At 58.8% G+C, this 22,156-nt stretch carries 23 protein-coding genes; 11 read left to right on the forward strand and 12 right to left on the reverse strand.

Features of this window, described 5'->3' with window-relative positions; genetic code table 11:
• Positions 1–43: 43 nt before the first annotated feature.
• The gene (locus tag KGB14_RS12780; RefSeq protein ID WP_223487112.1) at positions 44–964 is read left to right on the forward strand and encodes a LysR family transcriptional regulator; all 921 of its coding nucleotides are present in this window, start codon (positions 44–46) and stop codon (positions 962–964) included.
• A 61-nt stretch (positions 965–1,025) separates the two neighbouring features.
• Here the strand turns inward: KGB14_RS12780 and KGB14_RS12785 are convergent, their stop codons facing one another.
• Positions 1,026–1,298, reverse strand: a complete 273-nt coding sequence (locus KGB14_RS12785; protein WP_223487114.1) for a DUF2790 domain-containing protein — start codon at positions 1,296–1,298, stop codon at positions 1,026–1,028.
• Positions 1,299–1,689: 391 nt separating this feature from the next.
• Between KGB14_RS12785 and KGB14_RS12790 the strand changes: the two genes are divergently transcribed.
• Positions 1,690–2,970 (forward strand): flavohemoglobin expression-modulating QEGLA motif protein, encoded by a 1,281-nt coding sequence (locus KGB14_RS12790; RefSeq protein ID WP_223487116.1) that lies wholly within the window; start codon positions 1,690–1,692, stop codon positions 2,968–2,970.
• Between the two features lie 130 nt (positions 2,971–3,100).
• Here the strand turns inward: KGB14_RS12790 and KGB14_RS12795 are convergent, their stop codons facing one another.
• Complete coding sequence (locus KGB14_RS12795) at positions 3,101–4,024, reverse strand: LysR family transcriptional regulator (protein ID WP_223487118.1); 924 nt, start codon at positions 4,022–4,024, stop codon at positions 3,101–3,103.
• A gap of 137 nt (positions 4,025–4,161) precedes the next feature.
• Between KGB14_RS12795 and KGB14_RS12800 the strand changes: the two genes are divergently transcribed.
• Entirely contained in the window at positions 4,162–5,217 is a 1,056-nt protein-coding gene (locus tag KGB14_RS12800) for a tartrate dehydrogenase (RefSeq protein WP_223487121.1), read from the forward strand.
• Positions 5,218–5,320: 103 nt separating this feature from the next.
• Positions 5,321–6,673: a dicarboxylate/amino acid:cation symporter gene (locus KGB14_RS12805; RefSeq protein ID WP_223487123.1), complete on the forward strand. Its 1,353-nt coding sequence runs from the start codon at positions 5,321–5,323 to the stop codon at positions 6,671–6,673.
• Positions 6,674–6,691: 18 nt separating this feature from the next.
• On the opposite strand, the gene KGB14_RS12810 is transcribed toward KGB14_RS12805, so the two are convergent.
• Positions 6,692–7,174: a cupin domain-containing protein gene (locus tag KGB14_RS12810; RefSeq protein WP_223487259.1), complete on the reverse strand. Its 483-nt coding sequence runs from the start codon at positions 7,172–7,174 to the stop codon at positions 6,692–6,694.
• Between the two features lie 184 nt (positions 7,175–7,358).
• Between KGB14_RS12810 and KGB14_RS12815 the strand changes: the two genes are divergently transcribed.
• Positions 7,359–7,757 carry a DUF1801 domain-containing protein gene (locus KGB14_RS12815; protein ID WP_223487124.1) on the forward strand — a complete coding sequence of 133 codons (399 nt, stop codon included), beginning with the start codon at positions 7,359–7,361 and terminating at the stop codon, positions 7,755–7,757.
• Positions 7,758–7,918: 161 nt separating this feature from the next.
• Positions 7,919–8,887 carry a helix-turn-helix domain-containing GNAT family N-acetyltransferase gene (locus KGB14_RS12820; RefSeq protein WP_263294604.1) on the forward strand — a complete coding sequence of 323 codons (969 nt, stop codon included), beginning with the start codon at positions 7,919–7,921 and terminating at the stop codon, positions 8,885–8,887.
• Here KGB14_RS12820 and KGB14_RS12825 read toward each other — a convergent pair.
• The 3 genes from KGB14_RS12825 to KGB14_RS12835 form a co-directional block, all read right to left on the reverse strand.
• Positions 8,884–10,071, reverse strand: a complete 1,188-nt coding sequence (locus tag KGB14_RS12825; RefSeq protein ID WP_223487128.1) for an MFS transporter — start codon at positions 10,069–10,071, stop codon at positions 8,884–8,886. The genes KGB14_RS12820 and KGB14_RS12825 overlap by 4 nt on opposite strands.
• Before the next feature lie 61 nt (positions 10,072–10,132).
• The gene (locus KGB14_RS12830; protein ID WP_223487130.1) at positions 10,133–10,831 is read right to left on the reverse strand and encodes a dienelactone hydrolase family protein; all 699 of its coding nucleotides are present in this window, start codon (positions 10,829–10,831) and stop codon (positions 10,133–10,135) included.
• A gap of 47 nt (positions 10,832–10,878) precedes the next feature.
• Entirely contained in the window at positions 10,879–11,394 is a 516-nt protein-coding gene (locus KGB14_RS12835) for a DoxX family protein (protein WP_223487132.1), read from the reverse strand.
• 412 nt (positions 11,395–11,806) lie between these two features.
• On the opposite strand from KGB14_RS12835, the gene glsB reads away from it, so the two are divergent.
• From glsB to KGB14_RS12850, 3 genes are all read left to right on the forward strand, one after another.
• Positions 11,807–12,715: a glutaminase B gene (gene glsB / locus KGB14_RS12840; RefSeq protein WP_223487134.1), complete on the forward strand. Its 909-nt coding sequence runs from the start codon at positions 11,807–11,809 to the stop codon at positions 12,713–12,715.
• A gap of 88 nt (positions 12,716–12,803) precedes the next feature.
• Positions 12,804–14,306, forward strand: coding sequence for an aldehyde dehydrogenase family protein (locus KGB14_RS12845; RefSeq protein ID WP_223487136.1), 1,503 nt, complete (start codon positions 12,804–12,806; stop codon positions 14,304–14,306).
• 258 nt (positions 14,307–14,564) lie between these two features.
• On the forward strand, positions 14,565–14,915 hold the full coding sequence (locus tag KGB14_RS12850) for a BON domain-containing protein (RefSeq protein WP_223487138.1): 351 nt from the start codon (positions 14,565–14,567) through the stop codon (positions 14,913–14,915).
• Between the two features lie 112 nt (positions 14,916–15,027).
• On the opposite strand, the gene KGB14_RS12855 is transcribed toward KGB14_RS12850, so the two are convergent.
• Entirely contained in the window at positions 15,028–15,687 is a 660-nt protein-coding gene (locus KGB14_RS12855) for a carbonic anhydrase (RefSeq protein WP_223487140.1), read from the reverse strand.
• Between the two features lie 194 nt (positions 15,688–15,881).
• Complete coding sequence (gene cynS, locus KGB14_RS12860) at positions 15,882–16,349, reverse strand: cyanase (RefSeq protein ID WP_223487142.1); 468 nt, start codon at positions 16,347–16,349, stop codon at positions 15,882–15,884.
• Positions 16,350–16,467: 118 nt separating this feature from the next.
• On the opposite strand from cynS, the gene cynR reads away from it, so the two are divergent.
• Complete coding sequence (gene cynR / locus KGB14_RS12865) at positions 16,468–17,352, forward strand: transcriptional regulator CynR (RefSeq protein ID WP_223487144.1); 885 nt, start codon at positions 16,468–16,470, stop codon at positions 17,350–17,352.
• Position 17,353: 1 nt separating this feature from the next.
• Here the strand turns inward: cynR and KGB14_RS12870 are convergent, their stop codons facing one another.
• From KGB14_RS12870 to KGB14_RS12885, 4 genes are all read right to left on the reverse strand, one after another.
• Positions 17,354–17,656, reverse strand: coding sequence for a hypothetical protein (locus tag KGB14_RS12870; protein ID WP_223487146.1), 303 nt, complete (start codon positions 17,654–17,656; stop codon positions 17,354–17,356).
• Between the two features lie 161 nt (positions 17,657–17,817).
• Positions 17,818–18,147 carry a hypothetical protein gene (locus KGB14_RS12875; RefSeq protein WP_008072022.1) on the reverse strand — a complete coding sequence of 110 codons (330 nt, stop codon included), beginning with the start codon at positions 18,145–18,147 and terminating at the stop codon, positions 17,818–17,820.
• 575 nt (positions 18,148–18,722) lie between these two features.
• Positions 18,723–19,256, reverse strand: coding sequence for a GNAT family N-acetyltransferase (locus KGB14_RS12880; RefSeq protein WP_223487148.1), 534 nt, complete (start codon positions 19,254–19,256; stop codon positions 18,723–18,725).
• A gap of 166 nt (positions 19,257–19,422) precedes the next feature.
• Positions 19,423–21,363: a DNA topoisomerase III gene (locus KGB14_RS12885; protein ID WP_223487260.1), complete on the reverse strand. Its 1,941-nt coding sequence runs from the start codon at positions 21,361–21,363 to the stop codon at positions 19,423–19,425.
• Between the two features lie 393 nt (positions 21,364–21,756).
• Here KGB14_RS12885 and KGB14_RS12890 point away from each other — a divergent pair, with 393 nt between their 5' ends.
• Positions 21,757–22,119 (forward strand): DUF427 domain-containing protein, encoded by a 363-nt coding sequence (locus tag KGB14_RS12890; protein WP_223487150.1) that lies wholly within the window; start codon positions 21,757–21,759, stop codon positions 22,117–22,119.
• Positions 22,120–22,156 lie beyond the last annotated feature (37 nt).

Genomic DNA, 22,156 nt, shown 5'->3' on the forward strand with positions numbered 1-22,156 from the left:
TATCCATCCCCCCTTGAGATGAAACGATGGACATTTTCAAACCATGCGTTTTTTCATTGCTGTCGCTCAGAGCGGCAGCTTTACGGCGGCGGCTGAGATATTGGACACCACGACAACTAACGTTTCCAAAGCTGTTTCCAGTCTGGAGGCCAGGCTTCAGACGCGTCTGATCAACCGGACGACCCGACGCCTGGTGTTGACCGAAGCAGGTGCGCGTTATTTGCAACGATGCGAGAAGATTCTGGACGAGGTACGTGAAGCCGATGAGGAAGCGGGTACCGCTCATACCCTGCCAGTTGGCAGGCTCAAGATTCATGCGATGGCAGCCATCGGCACTCATTACGTCATCGATGCCATTGCCCGGTATCGGGAGATTCATCCCTCGGTCATGTTTGATTTGACACTGACCAATCGGCTACCTGACTTGCTCGAGGAAGGGTACGACATGTCGATTGTTCTAGCGCGGGATCTATCCGATTCGGGGTTTGTCGCTCAGCGGCTCGGCATCACCTACAGCATTCTCTGCGCCTCGCCGGCGTACTTGAAGAAACGCGGAGTCCCCGATTCTCCAGGTTCCCTTGGTTCACATGATTGTTTGAGAATTGTTAATACGGTAATGCCCGTTAAAAACTGGGTATTCGAGGGGCCTGATGGTGTGGAGACCGTCAACATTCCATTGTCTCCCTTTCACGTCAATACGGCCGATGCCATGACCATCGCCATAAAAAACGGGATGGGCATCGGTATTCAGCCTATTGCGTCTGCCGTCAGTGGCCTCAGGGAGGGCACATTGGTACGTGTATTGCCAGAGTATCATTTTGAGGGATTTAATTTATTTGCAATATACCCATCACGAAAGTTCGTGGATGCAAAAATCAAGACGTGGGTAGATTTTCTTAAAAGTTATATTCCAGAATTATTGGCGTGCGATGAAGAAATCGCAGCTTCAGCAAAGAAACTATAACAACGTTAGTAAGTGGGTGTTGCAGGTATGGAGTGTCGACCCTCCATCATCCACACAGCGTTCAACCGTTTGAACATCCAGTTCCCATGACTTGATACTGAAGGATATGTTGCTGGCCATGAGAGTCTTCATACGTCATTTGCGCTGGAACCGGCCCGCACTGGTCCGCAATGTCTGTAACGTTAATGACTTTTTTGATGTCAAGTTTCGTTTCGTAAGTATAGGTCTCAACAGGTATCGAGCGGGTCGCGGTAGTTGAATGGCTCTCGTCTGCAAATGCCTGTGCGCCTGCACTGCCAAGAGCAACAATAACTGCAATTTTTAAAATATTCATTATCTTCACCGTATTGTCTAAGGTTTACGCTGCGTCCGAGATGATCGTAAAACTCACATCGAGTTTTCAGGTTTTTACCTCATGAGCTAGTTGATATTTAATCCATTTGCTCACTGGGTAGAGACGATGCTAAGTGTTTATCTCTGCCCCATATAGCGGCTCTCTGGACAAACACTGTTGACGGATTTCGCATGAATGGAGGGCTTCAAAAAACTGACGATTCATTTAGTGGGCGTTTGCAGCCAATCGCATCAGGGCCGTGCCAGGATGGCCAAGACCGTGCATCCCGAAGAACACAGAGAAGCCTGGTTCAGACTCAACCTGTCGCAACGCCGTGCTTGGACAACGACTAGACTTTTTGCACTGACCCTCGTCTCCCAAGGAGGTTTCTGTGAGCGCCGCCGCCCTGTCCGAACTCGATGCCGCTCTGCCAGGTTTGGCCCGCAAGATTCGCGTGCTGGATGCCCTGGCCTGGCCGGATGGGGTCGAGGAAGTATTCCTGACACGTTGGCGCACCGGGCATGCAGAACTGCCCAGGGTCGAGCTGCGCCCGCGCGAGCACGGCGCGGACATCGCCGCCCTGGAAGCCTTTACCGACCGCTGCGATGAGGGGCATCCGGCCGGGCGCTACCTCGCCATGACAGCGCGTAGCTATGCCACGGCCGGGCGCATGCTGGGTGCCATTGGCACACCCGCTTTCACTCAGTACTCGTCAGCGCTGTACCGGCGCCCGGACTTCTACTACCCAAGCCAGAAACTGAGCATGCTGGACGCGGCCAGTTTCTTCCTCAAGACCACCGACGCCCTGCTGGGCGGTGCCCGGATTCCACCGAGCCCGGCCGAGATCCCGGCCGAGGCCTTCGCCGCCTGGATGCAGCCGGAACTGGATGGCTTCTTCGGCCCGGGCCGGATCACGGTCGTGCTTGATCCCACCCTGGCCGCCAAGGCCATCGCCGGGTCGAGCCGTATCCGCTTGCGTACCAGCGCCCTGTTCTCGGAACTCGACAAGAGCCAGTTATTGCAACATGAGGCCTTCGTGCATGTCGCCACGGCACAAAACGGCGCGCTCCAGCCCAACCTGAAAAGCCTGGGTCTGGGAGCGCCACGCACCACCCAGACTCAGGAGGGCATCGCGACCCTGGCCGAGCTGTTCACCGGCAGCATGGACATCAACCGCCTGCGCCGCCTCGCCCTGCGCGTGCTCGCGGTCCAGCAGGCGCTGGATGGCGCCGATTTCATCCAGGTATTCGAAGGTTTTCTGGCGGCCGGTCAGTCGCAAGAGGAGTCCTTCCGCTCGACCCAACGGGTCTTCCGCGGCACCGACCTGCGCGGTGGTTCGGCGTTCACCAAGGATGCCGCCTACCTGACCGGTTTGCTCGGCGTCCATACCCTGCTGCGCATCGCAATCCGCGACAACCGGCCGGAACTGGTGGGCCATCTGTTTGCCGGGCGCCTCAGTCTGGGTGATACCGTCCTCCTGGCCCCGCTTTTCGAGTCCGGCTGGCTCCAGGGGCCGATTCATATCCCGGCCTGGGCCGCCGATCTGCGCCGGCTCGCCGCCAACCTGGCCTTCTCGGCCTTTATCTCCCAGATCAAACTGGATGTGCTCGATCTGGAGGTGCTCATGGCCTTCGCAGACGAGCATGAAGCCGATGCCAGTGCCTTGGCTTGAAGCTAAGGCGGCGTAATGACCTCCACCGCCCGCGGTGGACTTGTATACCGACGGGAAGGTGCTTTTGGCTATTTACAAAACAGGCAGGTGTGTCCGCTCCAGGCCGAACGCTACCCTCAGCCAACACTATTCAGTCGAGCGAAGATTCCGGTTCGTCCAGATGATCGATGTGCTTGAAGCGCTCGACCAGAAAATCGATCAGGCTGCGCACTCGCGCCGACAGGTGCAATTGTTGCGGGTAAACGGCATAGACATCGGCGCGGGTCGGTGTCTGATCCTCCAGTACCAGGCGTAAGCGCCCACTGCGCACGTAACGGGCGATGTCCCATTCGGCTCGAAGCAGAATCCCGTAACCTTCCAGCGCCCAATTCAGGGCCACTTCACCGTCGTTGCAGCCTAACGCGCCGCGCACTTTGATGTTTTGCGTGCGCCCGCCGTTGGTGAAGCTCCACACGCCGTAGGGCGTTTCGTTTTGTCTCAGGAAGATGCAGTTGTGTTGTTGTAAATCCGCCAAACGTTGCGGCACGCCATGCTTTTCCAGGTACAGCGGCGAGGCACATAGCAGGCGGCGATTAGATGCGATCTTGCGTGCATGGAAGGCCGCGTCCGGCAGGGTGCCGAAACGAATGCCCAGGTCAAACCCGTGAGTCGCCAGGTCGAGCGGGTGATCGCTGATTTCCAGCTGTATTTCCACCTCCGGGTACTGCGCGAAGAATGCGCCCAATGCGGGGCCGATGTAGCGCCGACCGAAGCCCAGCGACGCGTTGACGCGAATCAGGCCTTTAGGGGTTGCCCGGCTGCTGCTGATCAACTGCTCGACCTCATCGATCTGCGTCAGGATGCGGGCGGCATGGGAAAAATACAGTTCACCTTCCGAGGTCAGGCTCATTGAGCGCGTGGTGCGGTTGACCAGACGGATGCCGAGTCGTGCTTCCAGCGCGGTCAGGCGTTTGCTCACCGCCGGCGGTGTGACGCCCAGCTCTCGAGCCGTCGCCGCGAGGCTGCCCTTGTTGGCCAGCAGGTAGAAAAAAGACAAATCCAGTGTCTGACTCATTGGTAACTCAAATTCATCTATGTAGTGATTTGGAGTAACTCACGCTCATTTGCTCACTACATATACTCCGCTCACACCCTGATTGAACACCCCCGTTCGACAGGCACAACAAGAACGTGACGAGAGTGGAGTTAACGATGAGTGCATACAAAATTGCTGCAGTTCCCGGTGATGGTATCGGTGTTGAAGTGATCGCTGCTGGCGTCGAGGTACTGCAAGCCTTGTCGAAAAAATCCGGCTTCGAGCTGGATTTCAAACACTTCGACTGGAACTCGGATAACTACCTGAAAAACGGTTACTACATCCCGGAAGGCGGGCTGGAAGAACTGAAAACCTTCGACGCCATTTTCTTCGGCGCTGTAGGTGCACTCAACGTACCGGATCACATTTCGCTGTGGGGCCTGCGTCTGCCGATCTGTCAGGGCTTCGACCAGTACGCCAACGTGCGTCCGGCTCGCGTGCTGCCAGGGGTTAAAAGCCCGCTGCTCAATGGTGATCAGATCGATTGGGTCGTCGTGCGTGAAAACTCCGAAGGCGAGTACTCCGGCAATGGCGGTCGAGTCCACCGGGGCCTGCCTGAAGAAGTCGCCACCGAAGTGTCCGTGTTCACCCGCGCCGGGGTCGAGCGCATCCACCGCTTCGCCTTCGAACTGGCGCAGAGCCGGCCTCGCAAGCACCTGACCATGGTCACCAAATCCAACGCTCAGCGTCACGGCATGGTGTTGTGGGACGAGATTTTCTACGAAATCGCCAAGGACTTTCCGGACGTCAGAATCGACAAGGAACTGGTCGACGCCGTGACCACGCGCATGGTGCTTAAACCGTCGACGCTGGACGTGATCGTTGCCACCAACCTGCACGCCGACATTCTGTCCGATCTGGCCGCCGCATTGTCCGGCAGCCTGGGCATTGCGCCGACCGCCAACCTGAACCCCTCGCGAAAATTCCCTTCGATGTTCGAACCGATCCATGGTTCGGCTTTCGACATCACCGGCAAAGGCGTCGCCAACCCGATTGCGACGTTCTGGACGGCGGCGATGATGCTCGAACACCTGGGCGAAGCGGCCGCGGCGAAACACCTGATGTCGGCCATCGAGGCGGTGACCGAGAGCGGTCTGCATACCCCTGATCTCGGCGGCAACGCCACCACCCGCCAGATCACCGATGCGGTCATCGAGTTGATCAATCGCTGATGTTTATCGATTCAAAGTAGTACTGCGGCACAACACCGAGGGGCTGATCACCGATCAGACCCCTTGGCATTTCCTGACAACAATAAAAAATCAGGGCCCTGTCATGAAAAGAATATTTGGCAAACTCTACGTACAAGTGCTCATCGCCGTCATCCTCGGCGCCATCGTCGGAGTGCTCGTGCCCGAAACCGGAACAGCGCTCAAGCCCTTGGGCGACGCGTTTATCAAGCTGATCAAAATGCTCCTTGCCCCGGTGATCTTCCTGACGGTAGTCACGGGTATTGCGCGCATGGAGAACATGAAAGAGCTGGGTCGCGTCGGCTTTCGTGCGCTGATCTATTTCGAAGTGGTATCCACCCTGGCGCTGGTCGTCGGGCTGGTCGTTGTCGATGTGTTCAAGCCCGGTGCTGGCATGAACATCGATGTCGCCACGCTGGATACGTCCAGCCTGGCCACCTACACCTCCGCCGTGAAGCATGCGTCGTTCATGGACTTTGTGATGAACATCATCCCCGACACCATCGTGGATGCCTTCGCCAAAGGCAACGTGCTGCAAATATTGCTGTTCTCCATTCTGCTGGGCATTGCCCTGGCGCATGTCGGACCTCGTGCCAAGGCGTTCGTCGACACGCTGGACAGCCTGATGCAGGGTATGTTTCGCATCGTCAACATGGTCATGCGTCTGGCCCCCATTGGTGCCTTTGGGGCGATTGCCTTCACCATCGGAAAATACGGCTTTGGTTCGCTGTTCTCACTCGGCAAGCTGATGGCCTGTGTTTACCTGACTTGTGCTGTATTCGTGATTTTTGTACTGGGCCCAATCTGTCGCTACAGCGGCTTCAGCCTGTGGAAGTTTCTGAAATTCATCAAGGAGGAACTGTTCACCGTGCTCGGCACCAGCTCTTCGGAGTCGGTACTACCGCAGATGATTTCCAAGATGGAAAAGGCCGGTGTTTCCAAACCCGTCGCCGGCCTGATTATTCCTTCGGGCCTGACCTTCAACCCGGACGGGCAGGCGATTTATTACACCATCGCTGCCATCTTCATCGCGCAGGCAACGAACACCCCGCTGACCCTGATGGATCAGTTGATCGTACTGGCGGTGCTGATGTTCACATCCAAGGGATCTGCCGGTGTCACCGGTTCTGGATTCATCATTCTGGCGGCAACGTTATCGTCCCTCGGCACCATTCCGGTGGCGGGCATGGTGCTGCTCTTGGGCGTCGACCGGTTCATGTCGGAAGCGCGCGCGATCACCAACACCATCGGCAACGGCGTCGGGACAATGGCCATTGCCAAATGGGTGGGGGCGCTGGACACGGTAAAGATGCACAAAGCGCTTGACGGGGAGGGCGTAGAAGAGAAGCGCGAGAGGGTCCAAGCGGACATTATTGCTGTCCCTTCATCGACGGACAGTACCCGGTTGCCGGATTTCAAAAGCGTTTCTCAGGGGTGATATTTCTGGGGCGGGACGCTACATTTTGCTGTTCCTGGGGTCGTCCGCCGGGTTGACGTAGGTGATCCCCCAAGGCCCCGTGCCGTGGAGTTGGAGTACGGTTTCCTGTTCTCGACTGGCGCCGTACATCGACATTCCGACGGGAATGATCAGGGTGTCACCCGGTTGATAGGCCTTGGCACGTGCCGGATCGAATTTATCTCCGGTGGCGAAGTAGAAGATGCCCGAGATAACGGTTACGCGTTCGGTCACGGGATGGGTATGCACGCCGATTTTTGTATTTGCTGGCAGCTTCAAGCGCAGGGTGAAGGGCTCGGCGGCTTTCAGGTCACCTTCAATCACTGCGATCATTGCGCCAGGCCCTATCGACGGCGCGGCTTTCCATTTGAGTTCGGATGAGGTGGCGGCAATGAAACCTGCTTCCTCGGCCAGGGCGGTAGGTGCCAGGAAGGCTACGCTGACCAAGGTCAACAGAGCAGCGATGGCTTTATGGGAACTCATCATGGTTTCCTCATGTTGGGGGCATATCGCAGCAAAGTCAGCAGAGCTTGCGCGATCACGTCATATACGATGACGGTAGCCGAATGCTGGAGTGCGGATATATCCATTGTGAACAGCGCTATAACGCACAGATATGAACTATGGGCTGTACGTTTGATGACCACCCTGAGGAGTGACAACCATCATGAAGAAGATCGACACAAAGGAAGATGAGGAGGGAGGCACTGTCTCTGAGTTGATAGACGCAAAAATCCAGACGCTGAGTGACTGGCGGGGCGAGACACTCGCGCGGGTTCGGATGCTCATCAAGCAGGCCGACCCCGACGTGGTCGAGGAGTGGAAGTGGCGAGGGGTTCCGGTGTGGTCGCACGCCGGCATCATTTGCACTGGCGAGACGTACAAGAGCGTCGTGAAGATGACCTTCGCCAAGGGCGCCTCGCTGGAGGACCCTTCAGGCCTGTTCAACGCCAGCCTCGACGGCAACACCCGACGCGCCATCGATCTCCATGAGGGCGAGAGAATTGATGAAGACGCCTTGAAGACGCTGATTCGCGCCGCGGTGGCGCTTAACTCATCGACATAAACAGACCCGTCGGCGAGCCCGTTTCGATCAGCGGCAGCAATCGCTCAATTGACGATTATTTGGTTGTGCTATACAACTAACTGATCGTTTCGTTCGAGGTGCTTGCCGTGACCCATTCCCAATCAGACCTGATTAACCAAGTCCGCTCGGCGTCACGTCTCATGGTACGAGAGTTGGGGTTCATGCAAGCCACCCTGGCCGCGACGGACTATCCGCCCTCATCCGTTCACACGATCGTGGAAATTGGGGCGCGGGATTCGCTGACGGCAGGGGAGCTTGTGGAGCTGCTCGGCCTGGAAAAATCCAGCGTCAGCCGTATGGTGCGCAAGCTCATTGAGGCCGGCGAGATCGAAGAAATCCCGCACGAGGATGACGCGCGCTCCAAGAAGCTGCGACTCACGGCGCAGGGCCAGAAGACCCTGCGAGCCATTGATTCATTCGCCAGGGAACAGGTGAGCGCCGCCATGACTCACTTGACCGGTGAGCAACAGCGGGTGGTGAGTGAGGGCATCGCCAACTATGCCGTTGCTCTGCAAGCCCGGCGACTGGGTACAGAGCCGCGGCCCACGGCGCCGCTGGACATCGCTCGGGGCTACCGACCCGGAATAATCGGTCGAATTGTGGAAATGCATGCCGATTACTACGCAAGGCATGCGAACTTCGGCCAGCCGTTTGAAAGTCTGGTTGCGTCAGACATGGCGGAGTTGATGGGGCGTTTGCACAATCCGCGCAACGAGGTCTGGGTGGCCTTGGATGGTCAGCGAATTGTCGGCTCCATCGCGATAGACGGCGAAGGAGAGGGCGGCGAAGCGATTCTGCGCTGCTTCATTCTTGATGACTCGGCGCGAGGCAAGGGCGCAGGCAAACGCTTATTGGCTGAAGCAATGAAGTTCTGTGATGAATGGGGCTTTTGTGCCACGCGGCTCTGGACGTTCAAAGGTCTTGATGCGGCTCGCAAACTGTATGAAGACGTTGGTTTCACGTTGGAGCAGGAGCAAGAGGGGCAGCAATGGGGGGTGAAGGTTATCGAGCAGTGTTTTGTCCGGCCTGCCCCTGCAAGTGCAAGGCCCACACATGGCAGCATGCCGATTGAGGATTTGCAGCATGGCTTCGCAGCGGATGAGGACTAGGGCTTACGTACAAGAAGCAACACCAACGCCACGGCCGCCAGCCCCGCCCCGACGATGAAGGTGCTGGCCGAGCCCGAGGTCTCCCACAGCGCGCCGGCGAGCACACTGGCAATCAACAGGCACACACCGCTGATTAGATTGAACAGGCCGAACGCCGTACCCCTGAGATGTTCGGGGGCGGTATCGGCAACCAGCGTCGCGAGAATGCCCTGGCTGAAGCCCATGTGCAGCCCCCACAGGGCCACGCCCAGCAGCATGCTCATGATCGAGTTCGCTTGCGCCAGTAACAGGTCTGCCAGGATCAGCAATCCCATGCCGACACACAGCAATTTGGTGCGGCTGATCCGGTCGGACAACCAGCCGGCAGGGTAGGCGGATACGGCATAAAGCAGCGACATGACCACCATCACCAGCGGCACCCAGGTGGCCGTCAGGCCGACTTGCTGCGCTTTCAATACCAGAAAGGCCTCGCTGAAACGGGCCAGCGTGAAGAGCCCGCCAACGATCACGACCCACCAATAACTGCGTGAAAAATCCCGCAGAACCTTCCAGTGAATCGGCGAGCGAAAGGTGTGGTCGCCAGCGACAGTGGTCGGCTCTTTGACCCCGCCGACAATCAGCGCCACCGATATCACCGCCGGGATCACGGCAAACCACAACACCAGATGGATCTGCCCGAGCCAGAGCATCAGCACGATAGCCATGACCGGGCCAAGAATGGCCCCCACGGTGTCCATCGACTGGCGCAAGCCAAAGCAGGCGCCGCGGATTTCGGCAGGTGCCACGTCGGCAACCAGCGCATCTCGCGGCGCGCCACGAATGCCTTTGCCGATGCGATCAAGAAAGCGCGCGGTGAACACCACATCCACCGAGTGCGCGAGGGGGAAGAGCGGTTTCGACAAGGCTGCCAGACCATAGCCCATCAACAGCAGGCCTTTGCGCCGGCCGATGAAGTCGCTGATGGCGCCGGAGAATATCTTGGTCACCATCGCGGTGGCCTCGGCGATGCCCTCGATCACGCCGACGGTCAACGCGCTGGCGCCCAAGGTGGTGACCAGAAACACCGGCAGCAGGCTGTGCACCAGTTCTGAAGACAGGTCCATGAACAGGCTGACGAACCCCAGGGCCCAGACCGTGGAAGGGATGCGCAGTGAGGCTGGTCTGGGTGTCGAGAGGTTGTCCATATTGGGTTCTGCAATTGAATGCTCGCCGATGGTTTATGTCGCAAATCCCGACTTTCAGCCCTTACAGGTTCTGACTCAAGAACAGCAACGTATTGCTATGGGCCTCAACCGCCGCCCGCTGGTTGTAGCTGTCACGGTGCGAGCAGTTGAAGCCATGTTCGGCTCCGGGATAAACCTGGATATCGACGTCGTCGTTGAACTCGAAACGCTCGGCGATTTGCTTCACCGCCTCGATGGGGATATGGCTGTCCTTTTCGCCGAAGTGCATCAGCATCGGAATCTTGATTTCACCGGCGCGATCCAGTTGGTTCTGAATACCGCCGCCGTAGTAGACGATCGCTACATCCACGAAACCATTGGCCGCGGTGTTGTACGACAGCATGCCGCCGAAGCAGAAACCGATCGAAGCGATTCTGCCGTCCAGCCCTGGCTGCGCCTTCAGGGTGTCGATGGCCAGTTTGATGTCGGCCTGCGCTTTGGTAACGTCGGTGGCGTTCATCAGCTCGACGGCGCGTTTCCAGCCAGCTTCGTCGTAGCCCAGTTCGATACGGTGGCCGTTGCGCCAGAACAGATCCGGAGCGATGACCAGGTAACCATCGGCGGCGTACTGCTCGGCGACCGAGCGGATGTGCTCGTTGACGCCGAAGATTTCCTGAATCAGTACGATTCCCGGACCTTTACGGGTGTGAGGGATGGCCAGGTAAGCGCCGAATGTGCCTTCGGCGCTGGTGATCTCGATCCATTGGGTGGTCACGCTCATGATGGCTCCTTTACATAAGTTGTGTAGGTTATCGAGACGCTGGCGTATCAGCGGTGACTGCGCCGCCAGAAGTATCGAGCCAACAACGCATCCACGCTGAGCTTGCCGGCTCCCGAGAGCAACAACGGCATGAGGGCGGCGAGGTAGATCAGCGGCAGTTTGAAATTGCCGTGGCCTTTATTGCTGATGGCATAACCCTGGGCAAGTTCACTCAATGTAGACCAATCGGCTGGCCAGTGAACGGCCGCGGTCGCGACGACCGTGACCACGATCAGGCTGATTGCCGAAATGCGTGTTCCCAGGCCCACCAGCAGGGCGAGGGCGCCGATCAGTTCGGCCCACATTGCCAGTTCCCAGTTCAGCGTGGCCGGCACATGGTTGAAGGGAAACGGCAAGTTGTTCTGGATGTCGGCGAACCAGTTCTGGCCGTTCCACTTCTCCAGGCCTGACTCGAAAAATTCCCAGGCCAGAAACACCCGTAAGGTCAGGGGCGCGATCCAGCTGCCGGTACGGTCGAGATTCAGGTGCAGGCCTTTGACGGCCGATGAGAGAGAGGTGTTCATGGGCGTTATCTCCGGGATTTGATCGGCGGGGGGCCAATCGACAGGTGCATTTCATCGAACCGGTGTATCTGCGGTGTGTCGCTGGCGCGGTGTTTCGGGCGGTTGGTGTGTCGGGAGCGGGGCTGTACACACTCTGATACGTGGCTTCGAGCCGAACGCAAGATCAATGTGGGAGCGACCTTGCCCTGCAGTTGAACGACGATCGCCGAAAACTCTTGCCGGTGGTCGGCAGACGGCAGGAGTGTTTCAATCGGGTGTGTGGGCGGTATGTCCGAAAGGTCACCCGGCGCAAGTTCATGTATCCCGGGCCGCGACAGATACATTCCCATATAAAACTGTGATCCGGCGTCGACCTGCGGCGTCTAGCGACAGTGTCCCCGCAATCCCATGGGGCGAGACTTCGGAACCCGGCATGCAAGCGCTGTTGAACGAGATCCTTGACGCAGTCCGACCGTTGATCGGTCAGGGCAAAGTGGCTGACTACATTCCCGCCCTCGGCACGGTGCCGGCCAATCAGTTGGGCATTGCCGTGTATGGCAACGACGGCGAGCTGTTCTGCGCGGGCGATGCCGATACGCCGTTCTCGGTGCAGAGTATTTCCAAGGTGTTCAGCCTGGTGCAGGCCATCGAGCATTCCGGCGAAGCGATTTGGGAGCGCCTGGGCCATGAGCCGTCCGGCCAGCCGTTCAACTCGCTGGTACAGCTGGAGTTCGAGCGCGGGCGCCCACGCAATCCCTTCATCAATGCCGGTGCGTTGGTGATCTGCGATATCAACCAGTCACGCTTTGCCGCGCCGGCGTTGTCGATGCGTGATTTCGTGCGCCGTCTGTCCGGCAACCCGAATGTCATGGTGGACGGCAAGGTTGCCGAGTCGGAATACCAGCACCGCGCGCGCAACGCGGCCATGGCTTATCTGATGCAATCGTTCGGCAACTTCCATAACGACGTCGAAGCCGTGCTGCGCAGCTACTTCAGCCACTGCGCACTGCGCATGAGTTGCGTGGATCTGGCCCGGGCGTTCTGCTTCCTGGCCAATGACGGTTTCTGCAAACACAGCGGTGCACAGATCCTCAGCGCCCGCCAGACCCAGCAAGTCAACTCGATCATGGCCACCAGCGGGCTGTACGACGAAGCAGGCAACTTTGCCTATCGCGTCGGGCTGCCGGGCAAGAGCGGCGTGGGCGGGGGCATTGTCGCGGTGGTGCCGGGGCAGTTCACCGTGTGCGTCTGGTCCCCGGAATTGAATACCGCCGGCAACTCCCTGGCCGGGATGGCGGCGCTGGAACTGTTGAGTCAGCGGATTGGCTGGTCGGTGTTCTAAGGCGGTGTGGGCGGGCGTTGATAATGACGCTCCGGGAAATTTGCTATACATTTTCCGACCGCCCCCCCCTGCATGGTGAAACCGATTCATGTCTCTTGCGCTCGAACGTCTAGTCGCTGGCACGCCGATCCCTTTTGCCGGTAATCGTGTCACAGTCGTCAGCCCCGAACTGGCGGCGCGCTTTCAGCCCGGTGACCATCTGCTGGTGGAGCAGGTCAGCGGCGAATTGTTGCTGATCCCGGTGGCGGACCAGCAAGCGGCGGCGGTCGCCATCGAGCGCGCCGAAGTGGCGTTCGCTGCGATGTCCAGCGTTTCGGATCACGCCATCAGCGAGTTCTTCGATCGCTTTGCGCAACGCCTGGAAACCCCGGAATGCTGGGCCTTGATTGCGGCCGCTAACCTGGCCGATATCGAGCGCGCCAAGGCGCGCGGGCGTTCCACCACGCGATTGCTGGCCGATGAGCGCATGCGCGGCGACATGATCGCAGGCCTCAGGGCCTGGCGCGATGCACCGGCCACGCGGGGCAAGGTGGTGAGTTGCGTCGAGCACGACGGCTGGAAAGTCGAGCAAGTGGTCTCGCCGCTGGGCATCGTCGCGTTCGTGTTCGAAGGCCGGCCGAATGTCTTTGCCGATGCCGCCGGTGTATTGCGCACCGGTAACACGGCGGTACTGCGCATTGGCAGCGATGCATTGGGCACCGCCCAGGCCATCGTCACCCATGCATTGAATCCGGCATTGAGCGATGCCGGGTTGCCAACCGGCGCGGTGTCATTGGTCGAAAGCGTCAATCACGCCGCCGGTTGGGCAATGTTCGCCGACCGACGCTTGTCGCTGGCCGTGGCCCGTGGTTCGGGGCGTGCGGTCAGCCAGCTGGGCAGTATCGCCCAACAGGCCGGCACCGCCGTCAGCCTGCACGGCACCGGTGGCGCATGGCTGATCGCCGACAAACACGCCGATGCCCAACGCTTTGCCGCCGTGGTGCGCAACTCGCTGGACCGCAAAGTCTGCAACACCCTGAATGTTTGCCTGATCCACCGCGACCGCGTCGCCGAACTGGTGCCGTTGTTTCTCAATGCGCTGCAACAGGCCGGCACGGCTCGGGGCCAGGGCTGCAAGTTGCATATCGTCGAGGGTAGCGAGCAGCATTTGCCAACTGATTGGCAGACCGCGAGCGTCGAGGTGTACCGCGCTGATGGCTACCGGACCGAAGCGTTGGCCGAGCCGTTGCCCGAGGATCAATTGGGTCGCGAGTGGGAATGGGAAGAAACCCCGGAAGTCAGCCTGAAGATCGTCGACGACCTGGACCAGGCCATCGCCTTGTTCAATCGCTACAGCCCGCAATTCACCGTGTCGTTGATCAGTGAAGATGCACAAGCGCAGGAGCGTTTCTACAACGCGGTCAACGCGCCTTTTGTCGGCAACGGGATTACTCGCTGGGTCGACGGGCAGTACGCGCTGAACAAGCCGGAACTGGGGCTTTCGAACTGGGAGAGCGGCCGCCTGTTCGCGCGCAGCGCGATTCTCTCGGGGGATGGCGTGTTCACCATCCGCAGTCGCATGACCCAGACGGATCTGTCGGTCAAACGCTGAGACGGCACTCCAGAACAGCCGCGTAAACCTGTGGGAGCGGGCTTGCTCGCGAAAGCGGTGTGTCAGGCGACATCATAGTTGAATGTGCCGCCGTCTTCGCGAGCAAGCCCACTCCCACAGGGTATTTATCGCTCTTAGATCTTATCGGCATCAGGGACAGTCCCCCGACCGCAGGCAACGGCCGCACTATACTTAATGTGTGTCCGTGTCTGCGTGGGGACGGGCAGTGCATCTGATTACGTGAAAGAGGGTTGCGCCATGAAACTTAACTCCTTTCAACATTACTCTCATGATCTGGAATCGGTCGTTCACGACGCGTGGATTACCACCAGAGTGAAGTCGGCCCTGGCATTGGCCGACTCAACCCTTGGCCTGCATGTTCATGTCAAAACCCATGCAGGCAGGGTCGCATTGAGCGGTCGCGTCAACACCCATAGACAGTGTGAGCATGCTGTTACTCTGGCCCGTTCGGTTCAGGGTGTCGTTGACATCGACGCCAGCGAATTGCTCACTCACGTGTTCACGCCGGGCAGTTTTCCAGAAGCGCCCAATGCCGAAGAGTCTTCCGAGCGTCGGTCACAATCGTCTACAAAGATTGACGATAAATGACAGTGGCGATCATGTGAGTGTCACCTTCCCGGTCGGGAACTGAAGACGGGCGTAGTCGCGCGCGTGCCCACTTTGTAACGCTGCGCCAAGCCTGGTCGGGCGGGTGAAGCCTTCAGGCGGCTTCGACCGCCTGACCATACACCGCACAGGTGTCCGGGTGCTCGGCCAGCGACACGAAGTTGCGACGGCTGGCATCCAGAGCATCAACCGAACCGGTCTCGATGTCATAAACCCAACCATGCAGATTCAGCAGGCCCTTTTCCTGGGCCAGACGCACGCTCGGGTGGGTCTGGATATTCGCCAGTTGGGCGATGACATTTTCCCGGACCATCGAATTCACCTTGGCTGCAGCGCTGGCGTGCGGGCGGGATTCGTTGATCACCTTGGCCGACTCGGCGTGCTGCAACCAGCCACTGACGGCGGGCAAGTGATCCATGCATTTGCACTGGGCGATGGCGGTCATGGCGCCACAGTCCGAATGCCCGCAGATCACGATGTCCGTCACGCCCAGTACCGCGACCGCATATTCGACCGTGGCCGACACACCGCCGGGATGCGGGCTGTAAGAGGGCACGATATTGCCGGCATTACGCACCACGAACAGTTCGCCGGGCTCTTGCTGGGTCAGCAGTTCCGGCACTACGCGGCTGTCGGAACAGGTGATGAACAAGGTGCCGGGATGCTGGGTGGTGGCCAGGTGCTTGAACAGATCGGTACGTTGTACAAAGGCTTCGTTCTGAAACTTCAATAAACCTTCGATGAGCGCTTTCATGGCTGATTTCCTTGCAACGAATGAGGGGGGCTAATGCCAGTTAGCTAGGCACAATCCATGTGGGAGCGAGCCTGCTCGCGATGACGGCGGTACATTCGGAATCAATGTTGGCTGACCCTCCGCCATCGCGAGCAGGCTCGCTCCCACAGGGGGGCAAATTCTTAACTGACTGGCATTAGTCGGTGCGGGCTATTTCAGAAAGGACGCAGCGGCAGGAATTTACCGTCCAGGGTAATCACCGCGCGGGAACCACCTTCCGGGTCTTCAACTTTCTTCATGTCCAGCTTGAAGTTGATCGCGCTGATGATGCCGTCGCCGAATTGCTCGTGCACCAGGGCTTTGAGCGTGGTGCCGTAGATCTGGATCATTTCGTAGAAGCGGTAGATGGTCGGGTCGGTCGGGACACCCGAGAGGCTGCCGCGCAGCGGAATGATTTGGAGGCGGGCGACGGCGTCGGCGTCCAGCTCGAGCTTCTCGCCTATCACCTTGGCGGCGGCTTCCGGCAGCGGATGTTGGCCGAGCAGGGCAGCGGTGACATAGGCCAGGCCCAGACCGGTGCCGTCAGTCAAATCCTGCCAGGACAGATTCTTGCGCGCCTTGGCATCGAGAATCGAAGTGGTCAGGGCCAGACTGAGGTCCTGGTAAGCGTGGGACTGTTGCATGGTGTGACTCCTATCGGTTGTGGCTGGAAAGTGGAGCCATCTTCGGTCGAGTAATCCATAGCGTCCAAGACCGATATACAATGCTTTACATAAGTCCTGCCTATAGATGGTGTACCCCATGCTGCTCCGACATCTGCGCTACTTGCTGGCGGTCGCCGACCACGGCGGCTTTACCCGTGCGGCCGAAGCGTTGCACGTCTCCCAGCCGACGCTGTCCCAGCAGATCCGGCAACTGGAGGAAACGCTGGGCGTGAGCCTGTTCGACCGTACTTCGCGCACGGTCAAACCGACCGACGCAGGGCAGGCCTACATCGAATGCGCCCGTCGGGTGCTGGTGGAACTTGAAGCGGGGAAACGCGCGCTGCATGACGTGAAGGACTTGTCTCGCGGCACTTTGCGGCTGGCCATGACACCGACATTCATGGCGTACCTGGTTGGGCCGCTGGTGCGCGATTACGTGGCGAAGTTTCCGAACATCCATCTGCAGATTTTCGAGTTATCGATGGATGACATCGAGGCGGGGCTGGTCGATGACTCGCTGGACATCGCCATCGCCTTTACACCGGTGAGAAGTCCCGACATCGAGTGCCTGCCGGCGTTTGTCGAGACCTTGGGCGTGATGGTCGGGCACAGTCATCCGTTATACGAGCGCCGGAGCCCGCTATCGCCAAAGGAGGTGGCGCAACTGGAGTTCGCGTTGCTGACGCCGGACTTCATCACCCGATCCTCCATCGACGGGTATTTTCGGCAACAGAACATCACGCCCAAGGTGGCGATCGAGGTGAACTCGGTGAGTACGCTGTTGGAGGTCATTCGCCACACGCCAATGGCCACCATCCTCCCGGAACCCATCGCCACTGCGGAACGGGCATTGCGCCGGATTGAATTACAAGGCGAAGCGCCCCGGCGCGACGCGGCGTTGTTGCGCAGGAAGAACAACTATCACAGTGCCGCGTCGGTGGCGTTCGCAAACCTGGTGATGGCCGGCAACGCCATCGCGTAGATCAATCATCCACGGACTGGCAGATGCCATTGCCGCCTTTCTTGCTGGTGTAGGTCACGGCAACCGAGTCGTCATCGGCGATGCTGATCGAGATCGTTATGTCCGGCCCCTTGGCCTCGAAAAGGCGATCATTGATCATTTTGATCTCGGCTTCTTTGCTGTTGATCATGACCGGACCATCCTGGTCGGCGTGGACCATGATTTTCCCGGGGCAGTCCACATCGAAGGCAGGAACGCCGGGCACGCTGTTCGCATGAACTGCACTCGCCAACGCCAGTAGCATGAATGTCAGGATTCTTTTCATCGCAAGCCTCCATTGAATAAACCGATCTCCAGCGCTCTGTTAACCATAGCTCTGTTCCTTTGACTGAGTGGTGTCGCAGGTGTCGCAGGCAAATAAAAAAGGCCCCGCTCGATGACACGAGCGGGGCCTTTTATTGATGGCGGTAAATCTTTTGTGGGGAATCAGTACAACCGATCAATCACCCGAACTTCATTCTGGTTCTGCATCGATGCCCACGCCTGTTTCAGCGTTTGCAGCACATTACCAATGAAGTCCTTGTCGGCCGCGGCTTTCTTGCCGACATAACCCTGGCCACGACGGTACATCTTCAGTCGGGCGAGCAGGTTCTGGTTGTTCCGGTCGAACTCTTCTTCGTGGGCATGGGGCGACAGGCAGTCGATATGAACCTGGCCCGATTTGCTGATCCACAGAATGTGGCTGTCCTGGCTGTCTTTTTGCGCAGCGAACAAGCGAGCCAGTTCATCGATAGTAGGTTGATTGTTCAGATTCATTGTAAGCCCCTTGACCATTTGGTGATCTTTCAAAGTTGATTCGCTAATACAGGTAGCCCATCGGTTAGTTGATCCCTGGCACCGAAACCAGGACGTCAGCGGTCAGCCGTCAATACGACGGGGTCCCGCATCTGTTGCATGTAGTCGTGTTGAATAACTGCTACGCAATAGCGTCACAACGAAGAGAAGCAGCGAAAACCTGGAGGCCACTGCCGACATTTTCAGGGTCGGCCACAAGCTTCATGAGGATTGATCGCCAGCGCTTCTCGCCCTTGTACTGGACGTTCAGGCCAGGTCAGCTTCTTCAATCTGCCTTGTGGGCAGCGTGTATCCGGGAAAAACAGCTCGGCGGTCAGACGAGCTTGCTCAAACGTGTTGCCTGTACTCCCGATCGGGGAGACGTCTGCATCATGCAAGGGCAAATCGGAGGCGTCAACGGTTTTGTAGTGATTATTTTTGTTCACTACATATTGTCGGACAAAGTGGTTTTGGAATTAGAAAGTCAGGTGTGGCTGGCTGTGGCGTCGTTGAAATCGTCAAGATCGCCGCATCGCTCGCTCCTACGGGACTTACGCTTACCCCGCAGGAGCTGCCGAAGGCTGCGATCTTTCAAAGTGGTAAACGGTGCATGGATAACCGTCGATCGGCAGGTGATGCAGGGTGAACTCGCCACCCGTGAAATCAGGTATCACCTTGGCCCAGAACAGTCGCGCAGGCTGGTTGGCATCGATGTGGAAAATCTGCCATTGACCGAGGAAGCGACTCAAGAGGGCAGAGACGACAAACTTCGCGACGCCTTGGCCACGAAAGCGTCGACTGACAAAAAAGTAGCCGATGTTGTGCTCGGCGCCGACGATATGGGTTTCATTATCCACGGTCACGAAACCGGCAAGCTCCCCGTCAACCTTGATCAGAAAAGGCCGGGTTGCCGGGTTGCGCCAGTAATCCAGTTTGGGCTGGATATTGAAGAGGCCATGTTCGCCGAGTTTCAGCGGCAGCCATTCGCTGAAGTCGTACATGTAGAACTGCATCAGGTTTTCGATGGTTTCCAGTTCGTCGCGATGAGCAACGTGCAGTTCTATCGAGGGTTGGCTCCTGATTGTCGTCATGGTCGTACCTTTTCAGGAAGCAGGGCTGTTGCCTGATGCCAATCAGTGTAGGAGCTGCCGAAGGCTGCGATCTTTTGATCTTGATCTTCCAGCGCCTTTCAAGACGCCAAAAGATCGCAGCCTTCGGCAGCTCCTACATGTCCTCTTCATGCCCTTAGCCTTTGTTTCAACTTGGTTTCGCCGCGCGTTTGGTGCCGGTCGAGGGCTTGCGTTTGGCGGGTTTGCGTTTGTTTTTCCACGGTGTGGCGCCTCGTCCGGCCGGGCTTGCCGGCCCACTGATGGTCAGGTTCAGGCCGGCGCAACGGGCCACCTGTTTGCTCATCCACGCGGCCTGTTTGGTGACGAATTCTTCCAGGCTCATTTCACCGCTCTGCACCATGTCCAGGGCCTGTTCCCAGATTGCCGTGGTGCCGGGGTCGGCAATGGCGCGCGGCACGGCATCGATCAGGCTGAACGCTGCCGGCGTCGCGGCCAGGGCCTTGCCGTTCTTGACCAGATAACCGCGGTCGAGCAGGCCCTGGATGATCGAGGCGCGGGTGGCTTCGGTGCCGATGCCGGTGGTGTCCTTGAGCTTTTGCTTGAGCAGCGGATCTTCCACCAGTTTGGCGACGTTCTTCATCGCCTTGATCAGATCGCCTTCGGTGAACGGCTTGGGCGGCTGGGTCCAGAGGTCCTTGAGCTTCACGTCGGCCACCGCGCAGTCACGCCCTTCGGCCAGTGCCGGCAGGGTTTGCGGTGCCGGTGCTTCGCGGCCCTTGGCAGGTGCGAGGGCTTCGGGCAGGGCGCGTTTCCAGCCGGGCTCGACAATCTGCTTGCCCACGGCACGCAAGGCTTCACCGGCACAGTCGAAGTCGGCCTGGGTCCGGTCGTACTCATGATTGGGCAGGAACTGCGCCAGGTATCGCGCACGAATCAGGGTGTAGACCGCCCGTTGTTTGCCCACCAACCGGTCGAGGTTTTTCGCCGCCGCCGTGGGGATAATTCCGTGGTGAGCGCTGACCTTGGCGTCGTTCCAGGCCCGTGAGCGGCGCTGGGGCTCCAGATAGTCGTGCAAGGCGTTCAGGGCCGGGTCGGCCTGCCGCAGCGCCGCCAGAATACCCGGGGCTTCGCTGTGCTGACTCAGAGGCAGATAACCGCAGTCGCTGCGCGGGTAGGTGATGACTTTGTGGGTTTCGTACAGCGCCTGGGCGATGTCGAGGGTTTCCTGAGCACCGAGCCCGAGCTTCTTCGAGCAGACTTCCTGCAGGGTGCCCAGATCGAACGGCAAAGGCGCGACTTCGCGCATCCGCTCGGTGCGCAGTTTAATCACCCGAGCGCTCGCCGCACCGCTAATGGCGGTCGCCGCTTTCTGAGCCAGGGCCTGATTCAGACAACGGTCCTGATCGTCGCAAGCGTCCGAAGCGGCACGCCACTGGGCGGTGAACGCGGTGCCGTCGTGCAGCAGTTGCACGTCGATAGCCCAATAAGCCACCGGGATGAAATCGGCGATGCTGCGGTCGCGATCCACCACCAGGCGCAGGGTCGGCGTCTGCACCCGACCGACCGGCAATACGCCCTGATAACCGGACTGGCGCCCCAGCAGGGTGAACAGCCGACTCATGTTCATCCCGATCAACCAGTCGGCCCGGGAGCGCCCCAATGCTGAATGATAAAGACTGAACGTCTCGGCCCCCGGCTTGAGCGCCGCCAGTGCCTTGCGGATCGATGCATCGTCCAGCGCCGACAGCCACAATCGCCGGATCGGCCCGCGATAACGGCAATGTTCCACCAGTTCCCGGGCGATCATCTCGCCTTCGCGATCGGCGTCGGTGGCAATCACCAGCTCACTGGCCTCGCCGAGCAAGCGCTTGACCGCCTTGTACTGGTTGGCCGTGCGCGGTTTGACGGTCATCTTCCATTTTTCGGGAATGATCGGCAGATCCGCCAGCACCCAGCGCTTGTAACGCGCGTCATAGGCATCCGGCGGTGCGGTTTCCAGCAGATGGCCGATGCACCAGGTCACCGTGACGTCCGTTCCCAGCCAGCAGCCATCGCCCCGGCGCCTGGCGCCGAGCACGGCCGCGATGTCTTTGGCCTGGGAAGGTTTTTCACAGAGGTACAGCCGCATAACCACCATCATCGATCAGTGTTCGAGAGGTGCACAGAATGGCGGTTGATGAGCGATGGAGCAATCATTATCTGTATGGATGTACAGCTTTAGCTGTTGCCGTTGATGACTGTGGTCAATCCACCACGATCAACCTGGCGCCAATGGCGGTGCCAACCTGGAGACTCGCGCCGACGACACGTCTATGGTTTCAACTCCAACGCCAAGCGGGATTTCGACAGCACTGGCTCTGCGAGCAAGCATGCACCCGTTCGGCTGCGAAACCGTCGCGTCGCCGGAACATGCGTTATACCTGATGGTTCCTGGTAAAGGTGTGTGAGGGCTATGCTGCCCATCGCGAGCAAGCCTGCGCTCCATATTGGATCTTCGCCGTTGTAACAGAGGAGCTATCCCATGAAAGTCCCAGGTCCCGGTAATCCCATCGCCATCACCCCTCAACCCGGCTGCGTGGTGGTGAAGTTCCATGGCATTCAAGTGGCGTCGTCCACTCGGGCGCTGGTCATGCATGAGGCCAATTATCCTCCGGTGTACTACATCCCGCGGGAGGACATCGCCGAGCAATATTTCGCCCGCACCGACCACACCAGCTATTGCCCGTACAAGGGCGATGCCAGCTATTTCAGTCTGCAAATCCCCGGGCATGAAGGTGCCAATGCGGTGTGGAGTTATGAGCACCCGAAGGTATCAGTCGCGCAGATTGGCGGGTATGTGGCGTTCTATCCCGAAGAGGTCACGTTTGAGGTGCTTGATACCTGAGGTGCGCAAAGCATTGTGGTGAAGGGGCTTGTTGCCT

Source organism: Pseudomonas sp. A-RE-19 (genome assembly GCF_019956555.1).
In the GTDB taxonomy this organism is placed as follows: domain Bacteria; phylum Pseudomonadota; class Gammaproteobacteria; order Pseudomonadales; family Pseudomonadaceae; genus Aquipseudomonas.

Excerpts from the sequence above, each read along its gene's own strand:
- glsB (WP_223487134.1), top strand. The coding sequence starts at position 11,807 with ATGCAAGCGCTGTTGAACGAGATCCTTGACGCAGTCCGACCGTTGATC.
- KGB14_RS12800 (WP_223487121.1), top strand. The coding sequence starts at position 4,162 with ATGAGTGCATACAAAATTGCTGCAGTTCCCGGTGATGGTATCGGTGTT.
- cynS (WP_223487142.1), bottom strand. The coding sequence starts at position 16,349 with ATGCAACAGTCCCACGCTTACCAGGACCTCAGTCTGGCCCTGACCACT.
- KGB14_RS12835 (WP_223487132.1), bottom strand. The coding sequence starts at position 11,394 with ATGAACACCTCTCTCTCATCGGCCGTCAAAGGCCTGCACCTGAATCTC.
- KGB14_RS12890 (WP_223487150.1), top strand. The coding sequence starts at position 21,757 with ATGAAAGTCCCAGGTCCCGGTAATCCCATCGCCATCACCCCTCAACCC.
- KGB14_RS12830 (WP_223487130.1), bottom strand. The coding sequence starts at position 10,831 with ATGAGCGTGACCACCCAATGGATCGAGATCACCAGCGCCGAAGGCACA.
- cynR (WP_223487144.1), top strand. The coding sequence starts at position 16,468 with ATGCTGCTCCGACATCTGCGCTACTTGCTGGCGGTCGCCGACCACGGC.
- KGB14_RS12785 (WP_223487114.1), bottom strand. The coding sequence starts at position 1,298 with ATGAATATTTTAAAAATTGCAGTTATTGTTGCTCTTGGCAGTGCAGGC.
- KGB14_RS12825 (WP_223487128.1), bottom strand. The coding sequence starts at position 10,071 with ATGGACAACCTCTCGACACCCAGACCAGCCTCACTGCGCATCCCTTCC.
- KGB14_RS12875 (WP_008072022.1), bottom strand. The coding sequence starts at position 18,147 with ATGAATCTGAACAATCAACCTACTATCGATGAACTGGCTCGCTTGTTC.
- KGB14_RS12795 (WP_223487118.1), bottom strand. The coding sequence starts at position 4,024 with ATGAGTCAGACACTGGATTTGTCTTTTTTCTACCTGCTGGCCAACAAG.
- KGB14_RS12815 (WP_223487124.1), top strand. The coding sequence starts at position 7,359 with ATGAAGAAGATCGACACAAAGGAAGATGAGGAGGGAGGCACTGTCTCT.
- KGB14_RS12885 (WP_223487260.1), bottom strand. The coding sequence starts at position 21,363 with ATGCGGCTGTACCTCTGTGAAAAACCTTCCCAGGCCAAAGACATCGCG.
- KGB14_RS12855 (WP_223487140.1), bottom strand. The coding sequence starts at position 15,687 with ATGAAAGCGCTCATCGAAGGTTTATTGAAGTTTCAGAACGAAGCCTTT.
- KGB14_RS12780 (WP_223487112.1), top strand. The coding sequence starts at position 44 with ATGCGTTTTTTCATTGCTGTCGCTCAGAGCGGCAGCTTTACGGCGGCG.
- KGB14_RS12810 (WP_223487259.1), bottom strand. The coding sequence starts at position 7,174 with ATGAGTTCCCATAAAGCCATCGCTGCTCTGTTGACCTTGGTCAGCGTA.
- KGB14_RS12850 (WP_223487138.1), top strand. The coding sequence starts at position 14,565 with ATGAAACTTAACTCCTTTCAACATTACTCTCATGATCTGGAATCGGTC.
- KGB14_RS12870 (WP_223487146.1), bottom strand. The coding sequence starts at position 17,656 with ATGAAAAGAATCCTGACATTCATGCTACTGGCGTTGGCGAGTGCAGTT.
- KGB14_RS12805 (WP_223487123.1), top strand. The coding sequence starts at position 5,321 with ATGAAAAGAATATTTGGCAAACTCTACGTACAAGTGCTCATCGCCGTC.
- KGB14_RS12820 (WP_263294604.1), top strand. The coding sequence starts at position 7,919 with ATGGTACGAGAGTTGGGGTTCATGCAAGCCACCCTGGCCGCGACGGAC.
- KGB14_RS12845 (WP_223487136.1), top strand. The coding sequence starts at position 12,804 with ATGTCTCTTGCGCTCGAACGTCTAGTCGCTGGCACGCCGATCCCTTTT.
- KGB14_RS12880 (WP_223487148.1), bottom strand. The coding sequence starts at position 19,256 with ATGACGACAATCAGGAGCCAACCCTCGATAGAACTGCACGTTGCTCAT.